Source organism: Rubripirellula obstinata, from assembly GCF_001642955.1.
Classification (GTDB): domain Bacteria; phylum Planctomycetota; class Planctomycetia; order Pirellulales; family Pirellulaceae; genus Rubripirellula; species Rubripirellula obstinata.
Map to the genome: position 1 here is coordinate 1 of NZ_LWSK01000037.1, position 16231 is coordinate 16231.

6 protein-coding genes are annotated in these 16231 nt (G+C 54.2%); 2 read left to right on the top strand and 4 right to left on the bottom strand.

From position 1 onward, the window contains the following. Positions 1–477: 477 nt before the first annotated feature. A complete protein-coding gene (locus RC85_RS11255; RefSeq protein WP_084422571.1) occupies positions 478–1884 on the bottom strand; it encodes a DUF1552 domain-containing protein in 1407 nt (468 codons plus the stop codon). Then, positions 1881–4448: a DUF1592 domain-containing protein gene (locus RC85_RS11260; protein WP_068262538.1), complete on the bottom strand. Its 2568-nt coding sequence runs from the start codon at positions 4446–4448 to the stop codon at positions 1881–1883. Before RC85_RS11260 ends, RC85_RS11255 begins: the two co-directional genes overlap by 4 nt. Positions 4449–4785: 337 nt before the next feature. Here RC85_RS11260 and RC85_RS11265 point away from each other — a divergent pair, with 337 nt between their 5' ends. Beyond that, positions 4786–10575, top strand: a complete 5790-nt coding sequence (locus RC85_RS11265; protein ID WP_162273197.1) for a DUF1559 family PulG-like putative transporter — start codon at positions 4786–4788, stop codon at positions 10573–10575. Between the two features lie 428 nt (positions 10576–11003). Beyond that, the gene (locus tag RC85_RS11270; RefSeq protein WP_149752676.1) at positions 11004–11993 is read left to right on the top strand and encodes a transposase; all 990 of its coding nucleotides are present in this window, start codon (positions 11004–11006) and stop codon (positions 11991–11993) included. 306 nt (positions 11994–12299) lie between these two features. On the opposite strand, the gene RC85_RS11275 is transcribed toward RC85_RS11270, so the two are convergent. Both RC85_RS11275 and RC85_RS11285 read right to left on the bottom strand, forming a co-directional pair. Continuing rightward, the gene (locus tag RC85_RS11275; RefSeq protein WP_238383120.1) at positions 12300–12743 is read right to left on the bottom strand and encodes a hypothetical protein; all 444 of its coding nucleotides are present in this window, start codon (positions 12741–12743) and stop codon (positions 12300–12302) included. A 626-nt stretch (positions 12744–13369) separates the two neighbouring features. Next, positions 13370–15769 carry a TolC family protein gene (locus tag RC85_RS11285; RefSeq protein WP_068262553.1) on the bottom strand — a complete coding sequence of 800 codons (2400 nt, stop codon included), beginning with the start codon at positions 15767–15769 and terminating at the stop codon, positions 13370–13372. Positions 15770–16231 lie beyond the last annotated feature (462 nt).

Genomic DNA, 16231 nt, shown 5'->3' on the forward strand with positions numbered 1-16231 from the left:
CGCTCTTCCGATCTGCTCGCTACGGCCTACTTTCTGGTTCCCAGACGCACCCAGGCCTGATGAAAATCATTGCAACGCAGCAAATTGGGCAAGCTGCACCATGGCAGGCAACACAAACTGGAATGCTGTGAAGCATCGCGGCAACGGCACATATCCCTGATCGCAAGTATGTAGGCCGTAGCGAGCCATAGCGAGTTACGGCAATGTGCGCAACGCCGTAACTCGCTTTGGCTCGCTACGGCCTACTTTCAAGGGTCGTGACAAGTTGACAACGACACATTTTCATCAGCCCAGGCGATGCCCACGCGGTTAAACAATTTAGAAAACCTTCACGGCGTGGGGCTACTCGTCTGCGCGTGAAAAAAAGTAACTTCAAAAGTTATGCGTTGGGTTTGCATGACAGCAAGCGATTGGCTCGCGTCGCAACTGCCGCTATCTTAAAAAGGACTTGCCCCGGCAGGATCGTGCCTTTGAAAACTACCCCAGTTCCGACAACCGTCCGGTACTGTCGCCGATCGACTCTGCTGGCGTTCCCATGGCATCAAGCATGGATAGGAACAAGTTCGCCATCGGGCGTTCGGACTTGGGTGTGATCAGGCGTCCGGTTTCAATCTGGCCACCCGCACCGCCTGCTAAAACAATCGGCAAGTCGCCGTGGTCATGCCGATTTCCGTCACTAATACCGCTGCCATACATGACCATGGATTGATCCAGCAAACTGCTGCCGCTGGAATCTTCGGTCGCATCAAGCCTTTCCAGGAAATAGGCAAACTGCTCGACCAAATACTGATCAATTTTTTGGATTCGAGCCATCGTTTCCTTGCGGTTTTGGTGATGGCTCATTTCGTGGTGGCCATCCTTGATGCCGATTTCGGTGTAACGACGCTGACCGCCACCTGTGTCCAGCATCAGTGTCGCGACACGAGTCGTGTCCGTTTGAAATCCGACCAGCATCAAGTCGTACATTAACCGAACGTGTTCCCGAAACGCTTCGACGCGTCCGAAGGGCACATCCAAATCAGGCAACGCCTGACTGTCTTGTTGTTCGGCGTATTGAATTCGCATTTCGATCTCACGCACGCTGGTAAAGTACTCGTCGAGTTTGCGTTTATCGACCTGTCCAACCTTCTTCATAATCCGCGAAGCGTCCGCTGCGACCACGTCCAGAATGCTCTGCCTGATCAGATCGCGATCGCGACGCTTGGCATCGTCGCCGGTACCGAACATTCGCTCAAACGCCATACGAGGCGTCACTTCCTTGGGCATCGGTTGCGATTCGTTTCGCCAAGAAATGTTTGACGAATAAGCACAACTGTAGCCTGAATCGCAGCTACCAGCATTGCGACTTTGCTCCAGCCCCAATTCGATCGAAGGCAATTTGGTTTTACCAATAAGTTGCATAGCCGCTATCTGGTCTACCGAAACGCCAAGCCGAATGTTGCCACTTGTTTTTACTGGGCGAGCCGCGGTCAAGAACGAAGAAGCACCTCGTGCATGGTCACCGCCACCGTCTTCGCCTCGACGCCCGTTTTCGTGCGCTAGTTTTCCGATCACATTGATCTTGGACTTCACCGATGAAAGCGGCGACAAGGTCTTGGACAATTCCCAATCTTTGGTCGATGCCTGGTCGCCAGCGGTTGTTGGTTTCCAATCCGGCATGATCGCGCCGTTCGGAAAGAAGATCATTGCCATCCGCTGAGGCGACTTAACGTCATCAGCCGACGCGAATGCAGACTTTGCTAAAGGAGTCATCGATTCCAACAGCGGCAAGCCCATCGCCAGACCTGCTCCGCGAAGCAAAGTTCCACGCAACATGTTTCGGCGGCTGATCGCGTTTGGCTTGGTCGACGAAAAGTTGATCAAAGCACTTGGATCGGTCTTCATAGTCCACTCGCTTTCGCTGTTGGGATTTTTCGGTCGATAGATTCTGGTCCAACCCATTCATAAGTCTGAAACGGCTGGCTTTTGACCACCTCAATCATCATATCCTGCATACGGTATCCGCGTTTGCGAGTATTCGCGGCGATTTCGTCAATCACACATCGGTCGCCAGGCAACAGGCCGCGACCGAGTGCAAAGGTCAGCAATCGCGATATCACTGTTTGGGCAAAGGCATCCTGCTCGGTTTCGCCCAGCACTTCGACCAATTCGCGTCCACCGTCAAAACTCCGCCCACCGGGTAATTCTCCACTGGAATCAACCTCGCGTGTTCCATCGAACTCTCGGAAGCGTCCGACAGCGTCAAATTGTTCGAGCCCAAAACCAAGTTGGTCCATCACTCGATGACACGCCGCACACGCCGGATCGGCACGGTGTGCTTCCAACTGTTCACGAAGCGAAGCATGCTCGCTGGCCGATTCTGAATCTTCCAATTCAGGGATCCCTGGCGGCGGCTCTGGCGGCGGCGTTCCAAACACATTTTCCAGGATCCACTTTCCGCGTTTTACCGGCGAAGTACGGCCTGGGTTACTGGTCAGTGTCAGCACGCTGGCATGGGAGAGCACACCCCGTCGAGGCGAATCGGCTAGAGAAACTCTAGCAAATCGTTGATCTGTTTTCTTGCCAGCGTCGCCCTTTAAGTCGATGCCGTAATGACTTGCAAGCAGCGGATTGATAAACGAATAATCGGCGGTTAGCAATTCAACGACAGGTCTGTTTTTAGAGACGATGTTTGAAAACACTAGCTGCGTTTCCCGCGACATCGCGTCGGCCAATTCCCGATTGAAACCTGGGAACTTATCAGTGTCGGCTTCATGCACCTCCAAGTTTTTTAGCCCCAACCATTGTGCGGCAAATTGGCTGGCCAGCGAATCGCTTTTGGGATCCTGAAGCATTCGCTTGACTTCCCGTTCCAAACGATCGCCGGCTAATTGCCCTTGGTCCGCCGCCGTGAACAGTGGTGGATCCGGCATACTGCTGTACAGAAAATAGGACAGCCGAGACGCCAACTGATGCTGAGTCAGTTCGATTGTCCCAGGGGAATCGTCACCGTTGATCTTTTGTGCGTCAAGCGTTTCAATCGTGCTGGGCAGAGGCGTTTCGATGCGAAACAAGAAGTTTGGCGAAACCAAAATTGCGGTCACAGCAATCTGAATCCCGCGATGATACGACTCGCCTCGTTCGGTTGCATCGACAACCAAAGCGACGTACGGATCGACTTCGCCGTTTTCGATCGGGCGGCGAAAGGCTTTTACTAAGAGAGGCTTTAAGCTCTTTCGGGCTGATTCTGCGACGTTCTTCCATTGCCCGTCTTTTTCATCGGCTTCGTATCGAATGATTTCAGATTGGGTCGGCGGAAACACGTCCGGCAAATACTCAACCGGTCCGCTGAGGATCAGTTTTCGGATCATCAATGGAAATTTATTCGGGTCGATTGATTGCTGAGGCTTTCTGGGCGACCGAGTTTGTTTAATGGCCTTGGACTTCATCGACTTCGTGACCCTGACACGGTCCGGATGAACGTGTTGCCCAACTTCGATCAGGTTGTCGTGTTCACCAACAAGCCGTGCGAAGACAACATGGTCTCCTGGATCAAGATGGATTTTCGTTTTGAACGACTTGCCCTTCGCACGTCCACCGAAGTGTCCGATTTTTTCTCTTGCCAGTATTTTCCCGTCGCCGTCGTAAAGCTCAACAAGCTGGTCGGAAGTTTTTGAATTGGATCCCCCGACGAACGCCAATTCATACTCCCCGGCAATCGGGACATGAAACGTGGTCCACACTTTGGTCTCCGGTGTAACGCAGTGACCTCGGAATAGGCCAGCAGCGACGTCACCATGAATCAACAATTGGTCAGCGGTGCGTTGATGGTCAACACTGGGAAGTTGTTCAGCATCAACAATCACAGCGGCCGCGATTGTTTCAGCGGCGGAGAGATACTTTTCCATCAACATCGGCGACATCGAAAGAACGTCGCTGTTGTTATCGAATCCTTCCCCGACTTCGTCCGATGGAAAGCGGTCGGCCGGTCGAATCACTTCGTCGAATCGGTCCAAGCCGAACAGGTCGCGAACCGTTCGGTTGTACTCGGCGCGGTTGAGTCGCCGTGCGGTGACCTTGCCGGGCCTGACCCGCAGATCGCATGAAACGGAGTACAGCGATTGATCCAGCGCCGCGACCAACCGTTTGCGTTCATCTTCGGTTGGCAAATCAGAATCTTCGGGTGGCATCGCGCCAAAACGTACCATTTCCAAAACACGCTGCATTGATCCTGATTCGTCCGAGAACGCCGCGAACGAGTGAAACGATGACAGGTCGAGTTCGGCTTCGCTGTAGTCTTCGTTGTGACAGTCGATGCAATACTTTTGCAGCAGCGGCCAACCATCACGTTGCCACCGTGTTTCGGTAAGTCGTTGCGAGTCTGCGGCAGTACTTGGTGATTCACCAATCGCAGCATTCTGTGCAATTGCGATCAGCAACAAGACCGGTGCGATTCGGGGACCGAACACAGGCGATGGGCCAAGGGAAGGGAGAGGGCAGGACTTTGGTCGCCAAGCGGGTACTTCACCGCTGCTTTGTTTAAGGCGACCAAAATGGAGGTAGGAACCATATTGTAGCCCCATTTGGACCGACGGTGAATGCGAGAAACCCCGTTTCGCCCAATTGTTGAATCCCCTCGGATGCCCCAGCAGAGCCATTTAGATGCGGCTTAGCGTTTGCGGCAGTGGTGGGCTGTGAAATCGGGCAGTTGTTTCGGGACAATTCTCAGTCAACGCTGTCTGTCCATCTGGCCATCATTTACAATATCAGGTGATAAATTCGCGATTTGGCTAGGCGGGGTAGATGATGAACATCAGAAGCGACAAAAAAGAGGGCAGCAAAACAACCCGTGGCGCGACCACCAAGGCAGTCACGGGAAAGAACCTGCGTCGCCGATCGCCTCGTGTGGAGCATCTGGAACAACGACAACTGCTTGCAGCGACGACGCCCGATTGGTTCTCGCTAGACGGATCTGTCGAAGCCTATGATGTCGGTGCCGTGTTCACTCATGGTTCGATCGCGTCGGCACCCGAAAGTCAGATTTCGACGGACGTGCTCGGCCAGCCACGTTTGGACCTGTTGCCGAAAATTGTGTTGACGGATCTTGAATCAGGGCCCTCGACGTTTCGTATCGGAGACCAAGTCGATGAGCCCAATGCGTACGTCCACGATGGCACGCTACGCCGGAGTCTGGTTCCAGCACAGATCGAGATCGACCCGAATCTTTCCTATGAACTACGCGCAGAAACTCTTGACATTCCCTCGGTTCGTGCGCTTCGTATTCAAGCCGTAGTCAGCGATGCCGACGGCTTACCGATCCAGCCAATCCATGTTCGCCGTTTTTCGGGCGCGACCGACACGACTCTGTTGATGGACGTGTCACCCGGCGACACATCCATCGTGGTCGCGGACGCCAGCGGTTGGAGTCAAGCAGACGGATCCTCGGTCACCACTCGCGCGCTTGCATGGTTCGGTTATCAAGACGCTGCAGGTACGACGCATGCCGATTACACCTACACGCGATACACGCTCGGCGACGCCGAAAACGCGGCCTGGCCAATCGGCGGAATTTCGCCCGACACATCCAGCGGCGGCTATCGAATTACGCTGAACCAGCCTTGGTCTGGGGAAAGCGTTCCCGCCGGCACGGCGATTCGAAACGCGGTTAGCGAACAACGTGACTTCACGCTAGTTCATCAAACAGTTCGCGAAGATAAATCGTATGTGCGACGGCCCTTGTTGCAAGAATCCCAAATCGTTCAAACTCGCGCACTCGTTGGTGGACAAGCTTGGGATGCTGAATCTGAAATGCAATCGGCGATGCCGCCTGGGACGCATTCGATCGTCTTGGCGGCGTCGAACCCGCTGGTCAACATTACGTTTGGTTTCCTGAATCGTTCAACATCGCCGATCACGATTGACGGTCAACGACGCGTCGTTGCAACGAATTCACTGCAGTCGATCTCGTCGGATGCCGCGCGAGTGATTGACCCAAACGACACCAACTACTTTGGCGTCACAGCATCGGTTCGGACGACGGACGATCAACCATCGCCGGCAGAAACTCATTCGATCGGCTATCAAGCGGTTGATCGCGACGGGCATCTGATTGAAAGCACGCACGTCACGCGATACGCGACCGCCGTCGATACGACGCTGGCGCAATCCTTGACCGCGGGCGACACGCAAATTGTCTTGACCGACGGCAGCGGATGGAGCAATCAAGCCAGTCCAGCAACGCGAACGCTAGCCTGGTACGGGTATGAAAACGCGTTAGGCGAAACCTATCCCGATTACAGCTACACGCGAAACATTGCCGGCGATCCGATCAACGGACTTTGGCCGGTCGGCGGTGTGACGGGAAACGTCATTACGCTAAGTCAACCTTGGTCGGGACAAACCCTTCCCGCTGGCACCGCGGTGCGAAACACAGAAACTGGCGATTCGTTGCAGCGAGTCGTGTTGTCCGGTGCCGCGCTTACCGCGACACCGACTCGGTATGTCTCGTCAGCGGTCAGCGGTTTCTGGCAAAACGGCATCGCCGATGCTGCATCCTTTCCGCCTGGTACCGGTGCCGTTCGTATTGCCGCGATCGCTAACGAGAGAAATTTTACTCAGGATGACATCGTCGTTCTGGAAGGGTTCAGTATCGCCAATTCACCGAGCGATCTGCAAATTGTCCAACCGGTAAATCGGCAGCACACGTTGATGCTGGACGTGCTGGCTAACGATTCGTCGCACGTTACCCTGACTGGCTTAGACGATCCGCAATTCGGTACCGCGGTGATCGAATCGGGCAAAATTCGATACACCTCCGCTGCCAACTTCATCGGTGTCGATCGCTTCAGCTACACGGTCGCTGACACCGAAACCGGTGAGACATCGACCGAGATAGTTTCCGTTGCGATCACGGGTGGCAACCATGACCAAGATGCTGTTCTTGCTCAAGGATTGATTGACAACGAATCGGTCACCGCGATTCGTCGCGATCCAGTTGCCCATGACGAAAACTTTTTACCGATTCCTTACAGGGTCGCGCAAAACAGCGTACTGACCGTCGATGGATTGTCACATACCGGCTTGCTAAACAACGACAGTGTCACTGGCTTGCCAGTCGAAGATGGTTCGGTCGTTGGCTTGGCGACGCCACCCAACCACGGTTCACTTCAGCTCAACCCCGACGGCACCTTCACCTACATTCCCGATTTCGGTTACGTCGGCAGTGATCAATTTCGTTACACCATTTTTGACGGATTGCGAACAGACACGGCGGTCGCGATAGTGGAAACATTGGCGGACGCGCGTGCGGTCGTCAGTGCCAATTTAGAAACTCTGATGTTGCAGTTTCGCAACTTTCACTCTGCTTTCACCGAATTGCCAGCCGACCGTGTCGCCGCAGCCGATCCGACTCAAGCAGGCGTTCCTCGATTGAGTTGGCGAGTCCACTTGTTGCCGTTCCTTGGCTATCACGAACTGTACAGTCAGTTTCATTTGGATGAACCCTGGGATTCAGCGCACAATCTACCGTTGGCATCGGCGATGCCGGAAATCTTTGGTGATGGATTGAGTGTTGGCGAAACGACGACGCGAATTCAAGCGTTGACTTCGTCGCCATTTCGTACAATTGACAATCCGATTGGCCCCGTGGGTTTGCGCAACGACGGAATTGCGACTAAGTTCCGTGACGTATTGGACGGGCTCAGCAACTCTATTTTGCTGGTGCAAACTTCCGCCGACCGAGCCGTTCCTTGGACCGCTCCGCAGGACGCCGTGTTTGACTATTCCGATCCGCTTTCGACGCTCGGAACATTAGATCCCCAAGGAATCTTGGTCGGAATGTTTGACGGCACGGTCGCCGATTTGCCGGCGGATCTGTCGGAGGAAGCGTTTGTTGCGTTATCAACACGTGCCGACAAAGACAACGAGTCGATCAACTTTGATGCCATCTTGCGGGTACAAGATGCCGATGCATGGGATCAAAACGGTGCGCGGCAAGATGAAAATCTGACTCAGATCGGCCTTGGGCTTCAAAACTGGCATTCAGCGTACAACAGCCTTCCTCCCAATCCCGGAACTCCGCGACAAGCCGACGGACAATTCCGCTTTAGTTGGCGTGTTTATCTGCTGCCGTTCATTGAGCATCAATCGCTGCACGAGCAGTTTGACTTTTACCAACCCTGGGATAGCCCGCACAACCTTTCGTTGCTGGACAAGATGCCGGACATTTTCCGCAGCACTGGTGACTCGCCAGACTCGTTCATTACTCGCGTTCAAATGGTCATGGGCCCGGGCGCTGCTTATGACGTTGACGACACGGGCCTTGTCGTTGCATCAAGATTCAGCGACTTTGCCGACGGTCTTGAGAACACGCTAATGGTCGTTGAAACGGGGCCTGAACGAGCGGCTTTGTGGACCCGTCCCGATGAATTCGATTTTGACCCGGCGGACCCGGTTGCAAGTTTAGGCAGTCTGCCCGATGGATTCTTTCGTGCGATCAAGGCCGATGGGCAAGTGGTCAGATTGCCGGCCGACATCGAACCCGAACAATTCGCTGCCATGCTGACTCGCGATGCGACCGAGCACTACGCGACCGACGCGGTTCCACTTCAGGAATATGTGCCGCTGGACAGTCTTACTCGAAAACATCGCGACCTGAACGGGGCTGAGTTCAGTTCGGAACAAGCAAACAAATTTAAGGTCGTAGGGTTGGGCTTTCACAATTATCGAAGTGCCTTTCGACAATTGCCGATCATGGACGACCCCGCGTTTTATGATGCCGACGGAAAACCTTTCCTCAGTTGGCGTGTTCACCTGCTGCCGTTTATCGGGTTCCCACTTTTGTATCAGCAGTTCGATCTCCAGGAACCTTGGGACAGCCCAAACAACCTGCCGTTGATGCAGTCCATGCCTGATGTGTTCCGCGATTCGGATTCTGCGTGGGACAGCACAACGACTCGAATTCAATTGTTCGTCGATGGTGGAACACCCGAAAACGGATTTCGCGATGGCGCGTTGTTCAGATCGACTCGCACACGCATCGACTTTCGCGATGTTCTTGATGGGCTCTCGAACACAGTGCTCGCTGTCCAGGCCGGGAAAGATGTTGCCGTCCCTTGGACGAAACCTGCTGACATCACCTTCGATCCGCAAGATCCGTATTCGGGTCTCGGCGATATCGGCGACAGATTGCCTGTCCTGTTCGCAGACGGTGGTACTAGCTGGTTACCGATCATTCCTGATCAGCAACTCGCGAACCTGATTCGTCCAAATGATAGGAATGGATTGGCCGCCGAACAACTTGTTCTGAAAGCAAACGAAACGGTCCTGCTCGAATCGAGTGGCGCGATCACGTTCAGCGCCGAGTTTTACGATCGAGAACGAAGTTGGTCAACGTTCCCTACTTTTGAAACTCGCACGGTGGACGTTGTTGCCGCCGACCCATCGTTGGTCGAAGTCTTCCCAAAGCAACTCACCTTCACAGTCAACGATTTAGAAATCCCGCGTCACATCACGGTCCGAGCGATCGATGACGGATCCGTTGATGGCCCGCGCAACACGACCATCACAATCGATGGACAAGTAATTGAGGTCACCATCGTTGACGATGAAAACGGAACCGCAGGCCAAGAGTACGGTGACGCGCCGCTTCCCTACCCAGGATCAGCAAACCACTTGCCGACCGGGCCAAGATTGGGGCTTGTCCGTGACGTCGAATCCGGTACCCAACGCAGTGAAGACGCGGATGGTGACGGAGCGGACGAGGATGGAGTGTTGTTTGGTATCGTCAGCCCGGCAAACAGTGTCGCGGCCGTCAATATCAACGTGCAAAATTCTGCGGATGCTTTTATCGATGCCTGGGTCGATTTCAATGCAGACGGTGACTGGGACGATTTGGGCGAGCAGATCATGGCCAGCACACCGGTGACACGCGGATTGCAAACGCTGAACTACGACGTCCCCTCCGATGCAGGTGTTGGTCAGACGTTCGCACGAATTCGCATCAGCAGCAGCGGTGGACTAAGTCCGTCGGATTCAGCCCAAGACGGCGAAGTGGAAGATTACGCGATCGCGATCGGATCTGACCCTGCGGGCATCGGCAGTACCAACATCAACGCGGGTCAGCCATCGCGTTCGGAATTGTCTTCCGTTGAAGTCCAATTCGATTCACTGGTTCCGGTTTCAGCAGACGATTTCATATTGCGAAACACCGACACCGACGAAATCGTGACTGGCATCTTAGTCGCCGTCGATGGATCGAGCGGTCGGACAGTGGCAACGCTAACCTTCACCGGCGGTAATTCCGTGATCTCCGGTCCCGAACCGTCGATGCCGCCAACACTTGCCGATGGGCATTACACGCTCCGCTATTTGCCAAGCGAAACACCAGGCAACACGCAACCCATTGACAGCTTTTACCGCAAGTTTGGTGACACCGACGCTGACGGATCCGTTGGCTTATCCGATTTCGCCAGCTTCCGAACCGCATTTGGCTCGTCCATCGACGAAGACGAATTCGACGCCAGCCTGGACAGCAACCGCGACGGCCAAGTTTCGCTAAGCGACTTCGCCGCCTTCAGAAGCTCGTTCGGTCAATAGCGATCGCAGTGATCGCTTGGTTACGAAGTTGCCCTCTGGACCAGAAAAGGTGTCAGGTACCAAAAAGTGAGAATAGGTAATTCGGGGATCTCCCAAACAGCCAAAACGGTACCTGACACCTTTGTCTTGTCTGGAACTAAGTAGCATGGCCCCCGGGCCGTGTTTTCCATCCGCACGGCCCAGGGGGCCATGCTACATACAGATGCGAACGTTATTGCTTTTCCGTCGTCAGCGTTCTGGAAGGCCACGTGAAAAAAGTAGCATGGGCCCCCGGCCCGTGATGCGATCCCTTGATGATCAACTGGGACGCTTCACGCGGGGTCGACGCTTCACGCGGGGTCAGACTCGGGTTTCGGGGTTGACGGCAACAACGGAGATGGAAATACTGCGGTTGCTTGGGTTCCACATCCCTTTTCCTGGCTTTGCTGATGCCTCGTTTTCCACGATTGCAGTACGAGAATGCGATTTACCACATCGTTGCCCGAGGTGATGGACGACGAAAGTTGTTTCACGACCAGGGACACTATGATCGATTCACCAAGGGGCTTGTCGATGAAGTGGATCGAAGCGGTTGGGTCGTTGTCGCCTTTTGTTGGATGCCAAACCATATTCATGCATTGATCAAGACTCCCCAACCGAATCTCTGTCGGGGCATGCAGCACTGGCTCTCCGGCTACGCCAATTGGTACGCCAAGCGGAACCGCCGAACGGGCCACTTGTTCCAAGGTCGGTACAAGGCTTTTCCCGTGGAGGACGAGGGGTACTACTGGAACCTGAGTCGATACATTCACCTGAATCCCTGCAACGGTGGCAAACCGCTGGCGGAATCGCCCGAGGAGTATCGCAACAGCAGTTATCGGGGTTACGCGAGAAAAAGTTGTCAAGTCGATTGGATTGCCTACGACGACCACCATCGCTATTGGAGCGGACTCAATGGAGGCAAAGATCCCTCGACCGCGTATCGCAAGTACGTGAAAGAGGGGCTGCTGAATCCGCCCGATCCAAGCGTCGATCGGTTGAAGAATTGGGTTTATGGCGGCGAAGACTTTCTCAAGCGGATGCTGCATTTGGCTTCGAGCGAAGAGGACTCGAAGCACAGTCGCCGAGTGCGACGGTCATCCGTGGTCACGCCCGATGCAGTCTTGAACGCGACGGCGCAGGAGTATGGAGTCTCACCGGAGGAATACTGCGGTTTCCGCAGCGGAGCGGGCGGACGCGACGTGGCGGCCTACCTTTGTCGACGATACACCTCGGCCACGCTGGCGGAGCTATCGGTCCGATTCGGACTGGGCCACCCAGACAGTTCATCTGACATGGTTAAGCGAGCCAAGAAGCTGATCGAATCAAATTCAGCGATCAAGAATCGGGTGAAGCGAATTGAAAAGCGATTGTCCTTGAAACCCGAAACCCGAGTCTGACCCCGTGCGAAGCACCCTCCCATTTGATGGCGCTAGAAATAACCACGGATGGCTTTCGCGGGACCACGGATGAGGCGCGTAGGGGCATGCCCATCCGTGGTCCCGCGAAAGCCATCCGTGGTTAAACAGTGCCTAATCCGCGTCGGCCATGGCCGCCAACTGCACCGTCGTCCTGCCATGCTCTTTTTCTAGGTACGAGACAAAACAAATGGGTCAAACCTCTTTGTTTTATAGAGCGGTCCGCGACTACTGCCACGAGCAAACGATCATGTGCATCATCGAACTAAACAGTTACGAAGTCGCCGGTTACCGAGGAATGAATGTTGGAGCCACCGAGGTTGCGAATTGACGGACTGGCGGTAACGCGACGCCTCTCTTGCCGGCTTCGAATCGTAAGGCTCGTTCAAAGTACAAAAATGGCAGCGATGGGTTTCGCCGGATGGCGTATCGCTCGATCCCGACAACCAGCTTGATGTCCAATTTGCCTTCGCGGACTTGTTTGACCACAAACTTCAAATACGCACGCTGATCCAACGCCGTCGCTCGCAGCCGATTGACCAACTGTTCTTCCAGGGTCGCAAGCGGATCGCGGCTGGCCGAGAGTGTTCGCCCTGGAGTGATCTGTGCAGATGCGGATTGCGTGGACACTAGGACCGCAAGCACCCCAGCAAAAGCGATTGCAGACGATCGAATGCAGAGGTTGACGATCGCCCTTCCGGCCATGGTTTCATGTTTGGGTAAATAGCTCATTCCAAAGAAGTAACAATTCACGTAGCGCCTTGGCAAGATGATTTTTCGCAATATCCAAAAATCCAGGGTGCAGGCACGCGAGTCGGCAAACATTTATTTAGGCCGTAGTGAGTGGAGCGAGTGACGGCGTTTTGCAGCCCTGCCGTAACTCGCTCCACTCGCTACGGCCTACGAACCTTGACAGGAAAAGCCCGGTGACCGAGCACACCTTTTTTTGTCGTTAATTTTTTTGTCTAAATTGATCCCCGATTCCGCGAAACGAGGAGTTGCTGCGTGTGGGGTTTTTAACCTGAAAATCTATCCCGATCCGGATGGAGATTTAGACAAAAAAATTGAAGACAAAAAAATTTGTAGAGTTTGATTTGATCGCGCGGTTTGGTGGTGGTGGTGGTTGTGGGAGCCAAGGGGCATTGAGAGAAATTTCGAATCATTTCTCTTTCGTTTTGGTTGACGAGGATTCGAAACGGCAAAAAGCTCGAGCCGTCTTTGACGATGGCTCGAGCTGTTCGCGGGGCAAGGGTGTTTTTCCGACGCGCGTGTGTCGGACTACCGCTTGCCAAGCCTCCGCCCAGGAGAATTGGTGTGCTGGGGGCAGTGAGCCTGTCCCAGCATTGGTTTTGAAAAGCCTAGTTCGCTTGGATCGCTCTCCGGCGAACAGGAGCGGGAGCACCGCTGACCGTTGGCTCGTTTTCGTAGATAATCGGCATCACTTCACCTGTGTTGCCAAAGTCATCCATCGAATCGGGAAGACTGTCCAGTGATGGTATCGCTGGCGATTGCATCGGAGCGGTTGGTGGCACCGATTCGATGTCTCGCATTTGCGGTGCCGGTGATTGAAGTTCCATCGTCGAATCACCCATTTCGCTAAGCGGCATGTCGGCAGGAATATCAACCGGACCGCGGAACGTTTGAATTCCTGATCCCATTGGATCCATCGCTGGTGTTGGCAATGCAATGTCGGACGGTGGCATCATTTGGCCGGCGGATAGCGACGTGTCGCTGATGTAGTTTGCGGCCGAGTTTGCGTCGGCGACGGGACCGCGACGAACCACGCCGGGACGAGTCACGCCGTATTGCTTTTTCTTTCCAGCACTACGTTCGCGGGCTCGTTCCAGTGCGTCCCAGTATGCCTTCTTGTTCCAGGTGCCTTCGCGGAGCGTGATGTTGCTGTTCGCCAACATCGTGCCCTTCAAGTAATCAACGTAGTTAAGCGACTTGTTGTATTCCGATAGTGCCCGGTAGTAGTTGATTTGTGCATCGGCACGACGTTGTTGGCTTTGCAGCACGACGTTGACTGGACTGCGACCGCCCTTGAATTCGGCAAGACGTGCTTCGACTTCGACTTCGGAAGCCTGCCAAGCCTGTGCGTTGGTTTGAACGGATTGGTAGTGAATTTCCACTTTGTTGTACGCATCGGAGAGTTGGCTGACCAACAGTCGTTCGGTTTCTTGCAGGAAGCCTTCGATTTGGCGAAGACGTAGTTGCGATCCACGGATGCGAGCACGTTCGCGGCGGCTGCCGATTGCGTTGGGTGTGATTTCCAATCGGATTTCGCCTTCTTGGTAATCGCCACCGGTCAGTTCACCCAATGCACTGCTGCCGATACCGGGTGCAGGCACATCGCTGCCACCGGGAGGGCCCAAGGTGTCGCCGACGCCGACCCAACGGTACAGCAGCGACAGGTTTACGTCGGGCAGGATTTGGTTCTTGGCCGAGATCAGTTCCAGTTCGCGTTGCTTGACCGTTGTTTTGATACGGCGAAGTTCGGGGCTGAGGTACAACATTTGCGAAACAATTTCGTCCCAATCGAATTGCAAACGGGCGAGCGTGGGTTCTTCGATCGGTCGAATCAGTCGTCCGTCGGTGGCAGAAAGGCCCATCATTTCGCGAAGGTCACGTTCGTGGCCGTAAACGCCGCGTGTGTCACCACCTAAGTTTGATCCAGCGAGTGCTCGCTCTAGCTGACCACGAAAAGTGTAGTATTGTCCGTCGGCTTGAGCGACTTCTTGCGTTGTGCCGGTACCGTTGTCCAGGTTCAATCGAGCGAAGTTGGCGGTTGCGATCGCACTGTTACGACCGATGATCGTGGTCGAAACATTGCGGTAAGCGACATACAGATCCCAGTATTTGTTTTCAACATCACGGACCAGGTTTCGTACTTGAATTTCAAAGTCGGTGATCGCCAAGTCTTCGTTCAGGCTGGCGAGAACGACGGGAATACGATTGACCAGCGTTCCGCGATTTCGCATCAGCGGGTGTTGAACCTGTGCTTCGATGACTGCGGTGTAATCGCTGGCGTTGACTCGCAATCCGCCGACGTCAGTGGTTGGCGAGTTGTTACGCCCGTAGATGATTTGTTCTCGCAATGTCACAACGCCGCCGGTTGCAATTCGTTTGCTAAGGGCCGCTTGTTGAGTGACGTTGTCGGCTTCGTTGATCGATCGGGTGACGGCACTGTTGGGTGCGTTGGCGGGACGATCGGTGTTGGTGTAGTTCAGGAACGTGCTGGCTTGTGCATCGAATTCGGAAAGCGCGTCTTCGACGCCGCCGATTTGGTTGGCACGTAAAACGCCACGCGGTAGCACTCGGTTTCCGTTTCCATCGACGGTCAGCGGAACTGATTGGGTCGTCGATTGGTTGATTGCGATGTCGTAGATGCTGCCGACTTGTTCCACCGAAGCACTGGTGAATTGAGCGGCGACGTTTTGACGTGTTTCAGCGTTGCCGCTGGTGGTGACAAAAAACTTCGCGTTTTGCAATGCGATCGAAACGCATTCTTCGACCGACAAATCCCAGAATTGATACTCGTGATTACCGATTGTCAGCGGTTCGTATGCCTCGGTGGTTTCGGGCAACGATTCGACATCGACGTCAGGATATTCGATTTGAGTCGCGGTATTCAGATAGTACTGAAGATCGGGCGATTCGTTCAAAAAGAACGGCTGCGTCGGCGTGCAACCGGTCGCCATAAAGACGGCCAGTGCAAGCTGAAGGATAGCAATTTTTTTAGTAAACGAGCGATTCATGCTCTAGGCTTCCGGGGTCGTGCCGCCGTGAAACACATCCATCAATGAACGCACCATGCGATCATGATCGGTGTGAAACCGTACGGGTCGAGTGTGGAAGCCCCCCAACGAATTTTCCCGTTTGTTTTGTCAGAGCCCACCGCTCGTGTCGGAGCCTGTGAGCTCAAACGCGACAAATCAAACGAGGAAACCTCGCCCACAGGACTTATCGGACACTCACATGTCAAACTTTGACGATTCGGCAAGAAATTCCGAAAAGATGAATCGTAGCACGGTGGTCTCTATCGTGAATTGCTGAGCGCATCCTACGGTTTGTAACCCGCATAGGCTGTGAATAAATGAGTAATCCCAAAACCTGTACTTCAACTTTTCTTAAACCTCAACTCTCACGGCGAAAGTTTAGGTTGAAGTTCAAGTTTACGTTTGAGAATGAAAAAACTTCACGGCCTAGCACCGTTGGAG